This window comes from Deltaproteobacteria bacterium, assembly GCA_016183235.1.
Lineage (GTDB): Bacteria > UBA10199 > UBA10199 > DSSB01 > JACPFA01 > JACPFA01.
On the sequence record JACPFA010000025.1, the window covers coordinates 73,785 to 81,078 of the forward strand.

General features: G+C 44.3%; 7 protein-coding genes. 5 read left to right on the plus strand and 2 right to left on the minus strand.

All coding sequences use genetic code 11. From position 1 onward, the window contains the following. Window positions 1-40: 40 nt before the first annotated feature. Window positions 41-892 carry a hypothetical protein gene (locus HYU97_05880; GenBank protein ID MBI2336271.1) on the minus strand — a complete coding sequence of 284 codons (852 nt, stop codon included), beginning with the start codon at window positions 890-892 and terminating at the stop codon, window positions 41-43. A gap of 558 nt (window positions 893-1,450) precedes the next feature. Between HYU97_05880 and HYU97_05885 the strand changes: the two genes are divergently transcribed. The 5 genes from HYU97_05885 to HYU97_05905 all read left to right on the plus strand — a co-directional run bounded on the left by HYU97_05885 (window position 1,451) and on the right by HYU97_05905 (window position 7,120). Next, complete coding sequence (locus HYU97_05885; protein MBI2336272.1) at window positions 1,451-4,552, plus strand: DUF4091 domain-containing protein; 3,102 nt, start codon at window positions 1,451-1,453, stop codon at window positions 4,550-4,552. A 110-nt stretch (window positions 4,553-4,662) separates the two neighbouring features. Next, entirely contained in the window at window positions 4,663-5,595 is a 933-nt protein-coding gene (locus HYU97_05890) for a 50S ribosomal protein L11 methyltransferase (GenBank protein MBI2336273.1), read from the plus strand. Between the two features lie 344 nt (window positions 5,596-5,939). Continuing rightward, window positions 5,940-6,344: a type II toxin-antitoxin system VapC family toxin gene (locus HYU97_05895; protein MBI2336274.1), complete on the plus strand. Its 405-nt coding sequence runs from the start codon at window positions 5,940-5,942 to the stop codon at window positions 6,342-6,344. Between the two features lie 149 nt (window positions 6,345-6,493). Further along, complete coding sequence (locus HYU97_05900) at window positions 6,494-6,682, plus strand: hypothetical protein (GenBank protein ID MBI2336275.1); 189 nt, start codon at window positions 6,494-6,496, stop codon at window positions 6,680-6,682. Window positions 6,683-6,685: 3 nt separating this feature from the next. Further along, complete coding sequence (locus tag HYU97_05905) at window positions 6,686-7,120, plus strand: type II toxin-antitoxin system VapC family toxin (GenBank protein MBI2336276.1); 435 nt, start codon at window positions 6,686-6,688, stop codon at window positions 7,118-7,120. 50 nt (window positions 7,121-7,170) lie between these two features. Here HYU97_05905 and HYU97_05910 read toward each other — a convergent pair. After that, on the minus strand, window positions 7,171-7,294 hold a 124-nt coding region (locus HYU97_05910), incomplete at its 5' end, for a type II toxin-antitoxin system VapC family toxin (protein ID MBI2336277.1).

Sequence of the window (7,294 nt, forward strand, 5' to 3'; positions counted from 1 at the left end):
CAAAGTCCGGGGCAGGCTTGTCCGGCATGACGATGTTGCGTCATTTTCTCTGTACCACCAATTGGGTGGGGCTAGTTTCTTCGATAAGTTCCCTAAATAATTTATTGGCAGGATTTTCCACAATTTCAGGTTCCGCTTTTACTTGCCGATAAGCCGCAGCTTGAGCCTCTTGTCTAGTGTCACGGTAAGCAGTTTCAGTTTCTCTAGTTGCATGATTGAAACGGCGGGTAAGCCTTGGGCCTTCTGCCCGTGGTTTTGTTTCTGGTGTTTTTGGTATGATAACGCTTAAATGGGGTTCCTTAAATTGAATGCCCGCTAATCCCGTTGGTTGCTTGACTAACTGTGGGTCTTCAATCAATGGTTTCTTTGGAGGCACATCTCTGACAGCTACTTTTGGTTTACTGGCTTCGCGCTTAGCCCTTTCTGCTAAAAATTGCTCCGAGCGAACATCTAAAAGGGCTTGCATTCTAGCTAGGCTTCTTGGATTTTCACTGCCATCGATAGTAAGGGTCGAGCTATATTTGTCAGGTAATTTTAAAACAAGTTTGTAACTGTCTTCGCTCGCTTGAAAACGAAAATCATAAACTTTATCATCATAAGTTGTTACTTGATAGCGATTGACTCCACCCCCTTCGTGAGAGGCAACAATTCTTTTGACTGGTTTACAGTCTACATAGGGTTGCAATTCAGGTGGGAGCCTCATTCCCTTTTGTCTTGCTTCGGTTAGTACCCTGGCTTTTTGGTAGTCGCGGTAGAGCCGATCTTCCTCGCTTAACCGTGGAGGTTTTGATGGTTTTACTGGTTCAGTTGGAGCCTTTGTTGTTAGTTGAAGCAATTCTTGATAAATTTGATTGGCACTTTTGCCGGTTACATCATCGGATTTTCGAACCATAAACTCATACTCCTTAGCCCCTAAAAATAAGGGTCCAAGGCTATAAATAGCAAATTCCATGCCAAGGGCTGTATTATAACTATTTGAAATTATTAATTAAATTAATTTAAATTGTAAAATATGTTCATAAAATGGGACAAAATACCCCATTTTGAGGTTTGCATAACCCATCTGGGTATTTTATAAAAAGGTGCCAGGTCAACAGCAGAGCTAGGATTTAAAACAACTTTAGCCTGGAGGTAGTATCGATTTTTTGTTACCCCTGTTTTTTATTTAAAAATAATCAATAGATTCAGCAAGTTGAATTTTCGTAAGCATTTAGAAAAAGTCGCGAGGTTTTTAATGTATAAAGTGTACAAAAAAATTAATTGATTATCACCAATTATTTAAATGAGTTACGAACTTAGTTTTGTACATAATTTCAGCTTTGGTTGACACACTCTAAATTTTCTTCCAAGATCGAAAGTGATTCGGCACGGTTTTTCTTTTGTCAGGGAGCCATGCCAAGTCATCGAAAAAAAGGACTAGGATAAGGCCAAACACGTAGGAGGGTATGGTATGAAGGGCACACTTCTGAAATGGTCTTGTCTATTCTCGATCGTCTTTAGCTTAATCTTTAATCTGCCGCTGATCAAAAACGCTACGGCTCATCCCAATCCCAGCGATATTGTGGGCCATGAGTTTGAACCCGAAATATTTTATTTAATCGACAACGATTATTGGGCGTTACCCAATTCCGATCAGTTTAGCCCAGATAAAGGCCTCACCACACAAAGTTTGCTTGAGGTTTTGTTTCGCATCACCGATCAATACGATGCGGCGATGGCTTACCAAGGGGGGATTTGCCCTACCAATCCCATTCTGTCTTACGCCTATGCCAAAAGATTTATCACTTCGACTCGTTGTGCGATTGCTACACGAACCCGTACGCGCGCCGATACTTACGTTATTACCACTCGTGTGTTTAAGGCGGTGTCAGCGGATTATTTAAATTACTACAGCCAGATGATTGCCAGTTATTCAGGGCCCAGTGTTAAGGGTTACACCCGAGTTTATGGGCTTTCTAAAGGTATTTATAAATTTTTCTATGGGATGGATGCCTTGGTGCATTTGGATCCTTCACTCTATATCTCGATGGCCGATAAGACCTATGGCGCTACCCGCATCACACGGGCAGAATTTGCCGCAAGCCTTATCAAGATTTATTTTCCCGATTTTCAACCACCTGCACCACCCGCACCCTCTCCAAGTCCAACACCAGAGCCTATTCCCAGCCCAACCCCTGTGCCTACACCCACGTTGCCACCACCGCCTCCTCCTCCGACACCCACACCTACGGTTACAACACCAGTCGTAGCGACTTTGTTAAGCCCATCGGATGGATCCACTTTACCAGGTTCGGAAGTAACCTTTGTATGCGATGGCCACGGGGCAACAACTTTTGATTTTGCCGTGGGAACATCGATTGCTTCGCCCGATATCAAGTGGGCTCAAGATTTGACGGAATGTAAACTATCGGTCAGTAATATCCCCACCGATGGGCGAACGATTTGGTTACGCGTTTTTGCTCATTTTGCGACAGGCTATATTGGCAAGGATTTTAGTTTTACAGCGGCTAACGGAAATATTGTCTTGCCACCACCATCACCAACTCCACCTGCGCCTACACCGACACCGACACCGACATCTGTGCCACCGCCGCCTGCACCTACTCCAACGCCCACTCCGCCACCCCCACCCCCTCCACCACCACCTCCTCCTCCAACCGGCGATAATCCCCTGTCTGCCGTCTGGGCGAATAATGGCGAAGATAAAATCACTCAAGACGAACGACGTGCCACTCAAAATCCTATGGGTGTGGTCAACACCGTGTGGAATGGTCAATATGTGAGTGTCTTTGGGGCGCGCAATGAAGTCGTAAATTTCAATTTAATTTTGGAAGCGGCCAATCAATCGGTTGATGGATTGAGTGTTGAATTGAACGAACTAGTAGGGCCCAATGGCACCACGATTCATTCGATCCCAACTTCAGGCAATGAAGTTTTCAATTGGGTCGATCGCAACATCGAGCTCTTTTATGTGCGATATTTGCAAATCAAGGGCTTAAGCCGCTTTGGTTCTGAGTTCTACGATGAGCGTCATATCCCCGAGCGCATGCGTCGGCCCTACACTGGCGAGGGGGTTGGCCAAGGCCTGTGGACCGATCGCCCCGATCACGATAAATTTTACCCCGACATTGCTGTACCTATAGAATGGGTACAACAGTTCAATATCGCCCAAGGCAAAAATCAAAGCGTGTGGGCCGATATCTTTATTCCCAAAAATATCCCGGCTGGTCTTTATACGGGCAAAGTGCAAATAAAACAGCAGGGTAGTTTGATTAGCGAAGTACCGGTGCAGTTGACCGTGCGTAACTTTACGCTACCCGATGTTCCCAACGCCAAAACCATGGCCTTTTTGGGATATCAAGATATCAACAAACGTTATGTGGGCGAACCCTGGCCTTATGCCGCAAACCAAGTGGCCAAATCCGATCTGGTGCGCAATCGGCATTTCTTGTTGGCCCATCGCCATAAGATATCGTTGATGGATGCCGACTATGGTGATGAAGTGTGGAATTACGACGCCCCGCGCCCGCGTTGGTTGCCGCGACTCGATGGCACGCTTTTTACTCCGCAAAATGGTTATGATGGCCCAGGGGTCGGCGTTGGCAATGGCGTTTACTCCATTGGTACTTACGGTTCGTGGTCGTGGCAAAATCAAGGCGAAGCCGGAATGCGTGAGCACTCCGACGCTTGGGTGACTTGGTTTGAACAAAACGCTCCCGACACCGAATATTTTCTTTATCTCATCGATGAGAGTAGCAACTATTCTCAAATTGAACAATGGGCGAGCTGGGTCAAAAATAATCCAGGCCCAGGCCGCAAACTCAAAACTGCCGCTACTTTGGGGGCGCCCGAGGCCTATCAATATATCCCTAGTTTAACCTTGCCTATTTCGGGAGTCACCGTTGGCATTACCGATCAATGGGAAATTGCTACTCAGTATTATATTCAGGATCCCGACAAAGACTATTGGCTCTACAACGGCAAACGCCCGGCCAATGGCTCTATGGCAATTGAAGACGATGGCGTGGCCTTTAGGCAACGCCCGTGGTCGCAGTTTAAGAAGGGTGCCAAGCGCTGGTTTGTGTGGGAGACGACTTATTACAACGACTATCAAACTTCTGGCAAACAGAACAACCTGTTCCATGAGGCCAGAACCTTTGGTACCGTTGGATATGTAGATCCCGTCATTGGTGAAAATGGCTGGAATTACACCAATGGTGATGGAGTATTATTTTATCCGGGTACCGATAAAGTCTACCCCGCCGATTCTTACGAGATGGATGGCCCCATTGCTAGTTTGCGCCTTAAACATTGGCGACGTGGTATTCAAGATATGGATTACCTAACCTTGGCTAGCCTTGCCGATCCCGCGCGAGTGGCACAAATTGTGGCGAATCTTATTCCCAAAGTTTTGTGGGAATATGGTGTGAGCATGATCAGCGACCCCACTTGGGTGCGCACCGACATGGGTTGGGACAACGATCCCAACGTGTGGGAAGCCGCCCGCAAGCAATTGGCCGATATTATCGAGCAAGGCGGGGTTGGATTATAAGGTTGCCATGTCATCCCCGCCCCCGCCTACGCAGGGGTAAACTCCGGTGGGGATAGATTTTAATGTCATCCCGGGCTTGACCCGGGATCCATTAATGGTATTGCTGGGCAGTGCCCGATCTTCTGTATCACCATTCGATAATGCTCAACGACGAAATTCGCATGCGGGCCTATGGGCGGGCAATTGCTCAAGTGGTTAAACCGGGTGATGTAGTGGTAGATATAGGTTGTGGGTTAGGAGTCTTATCGTTCCTAGCCCTCAAAGCAGGTGCCAAAAAAGTTTATGCCATTGAGGCCGATAGCCCAACCCTGCAACTGGCCAGAAAATTTGCTGAACAAAATCATTTTTTAAAACAAATTACTTTCATTAAAAAATTATCAGGGCAGGTGAGGCTTCCTGAAAAAGCCGATGTTATCGTATCAGAGATTTTAGGTAGCCTAGCCATCGACGAAAATATTTTACCCACCTTACTCGATGCCAAAAAACGCTTTCTCAAAAAAGGCGGCAAAGTCATTCCCGAACAATTTTCACTTTATGCTGTGCCAGTCGATTCTACCCCCTGGACCAAAACATTAGCCCGATTTAAAAATATTCAATGTTATTCTGACCCCGGGCTTGACCCGGGGGAAGAATCTTCCGTTTCTAAAATTAGTTTTCTTCTTCACGAAATCGACACCCCCATGGATGTTCGCACTGAATTAATCCCCCCTGAATATTTTTTGTCTAAACCCCAATGCCTTGCCCAAATAAATCTTTTGCAAAATTCCAGCCCATCTTTAAATTGCCAAGCCGATTTTAATATCGAAAGACCTGGCACCTTATCCGGTTTTGCCGGCTGGTTTGAAACACAATTATTTGGTCATCATATTTTTTCTACTGCCCCCACAGAAGCCCCCACCCATTGGAAACAAGCTTTTTTACCATTAAAACTCTCAGAACCCGTCACCCCCGGCAAATTGTTAAAATTCTTCTTCACCAGCGATCCCGACCGCATCCCCCCCGGCCCAGATAATATAATCACTTATGGATATGAATTAGATTAATAGGATTTAATCGTTAATTTATAAAACTATCTTATGCCAAGCTTTGCCGCATTGGTTTTCTGCTTGACTTTTTGCAAAAGATATATATCATGATATATACTTATATGGAGGTGAAAGATGCAAACTGCTAAATTGTTTACTAATGGAAGGAGCCAGGCTGTACGTCTCCCTAAAGATTGTCAATTTTCGGGGTCCGATGTTTACGTGAGAAAATTTGAAGGTATGGTTATTCTTTTTCCAAGAAAATCTCCGTGGCAATCTCTATTGAAAAGTCTAGATAAATTCTCAGATGATTTTATGGATGAACGCAACCAGCCCAAGCAGCAAAAAAGGGCCCATGTTTTATGAAATACATGCTAGATACCAATATCTGCATATACCTTATCAAAAAGAAACCACCGGTGGTTATAGGGCGGTTGAAGAAAAAAAAGTTATCAGAGGTTTGTATTTCTTCAATCACATTCAGTGAGTTAGAATACGGTGTCGAAAAAAGCGAAAGGATTGATCAAAACAAAATAGCCCTTGCTGAATTTATATTGCCCATTGATGTTATGCCTTATGATGAACTTGCTGCTACACAATATGGAAGAGTTCGAACTTACTTAGAAAAAAAAGGGCAAACCCTTGGCGCCCTTGATATGTTGATAGCAGCCCACGCCTTATCAGTAGGTGTAACACTCGTCACCAACAATGTTCGAGAATTTGCCCGTGTTCCAGGATTAAAGATCGAGAATTGGGTCAAAATGTGAGTGTAGATTGTGAATGAACCTATCTCATGTCAAGACTTGAGACCATAGCTGACTCGGCCAAGATAATATCATTACTTAGGGTTATGAATTAGATTAATAGGATTTGTTTATCATTGACTATCTGTATATTTTAGTATATTATACAGACGATGAAAGTGCTAATTAAAAGAAAGAATTTTTATCTTGATGAGATGAAGTTAAAAAGAGCCAAAAAATTGCTTCAGGTAAAAACAGCAACTGAGGCTATCGATCGTGCTTTAGATTTGGTGACCTTTCAAAAAGATATCCTAGAGTCCCTTAAAAAGGTTAAAGCTAAGGGGCATGTGGGTCACCTTTAATCTATGTTTAAAATCCTTATTGATTCGAATATTTACATAGCTTTTATCCGTACCGGAAAATTCGAAGAATCCATTAAAGCCCTTTATACCTTTCGAACGCGGGATCTTTTCTTTTCTTCGGTTGTCATTCAAGAATTGCTGCGGGGTTCCCTAGACGCTCAAGGCAAGAAGCATATTGAAACTCTTTTTAGACCCTTTGAAAAAGTTGGTCGCATTGCAACCCCCACCCATGAAGATTGGAAGGAGGCAGGGTTCATACTGCAAAAATTAAGAGCACACAAAAAAGATTGGAAGGCTAAACTTCCAACTCTACTGAGTGATACGCTGATTGCCTTAAGCACCTTAAGGCTGGGAGCTATTCTTTATACCGCAAACCAGAAAGACTTTGACGCTATTGCCTCCATCAAGCCATTTAAATATGAAATCGTTAATTTCTAAACCTGTCTCATTTCTGACCCCGTGGCATACGACTTGAGTAAAGGTGGTGTTTAAGGCCTAAAAACTTTTAATTTAAGATCTTTGATGGCTCGGTAATGTTTTATATTGCTGCTGGTGAGCGTGAGCCCATTTTCAATGGCGGTTGCAGCGATAATGGCGTCGCCAGCCCGTAGG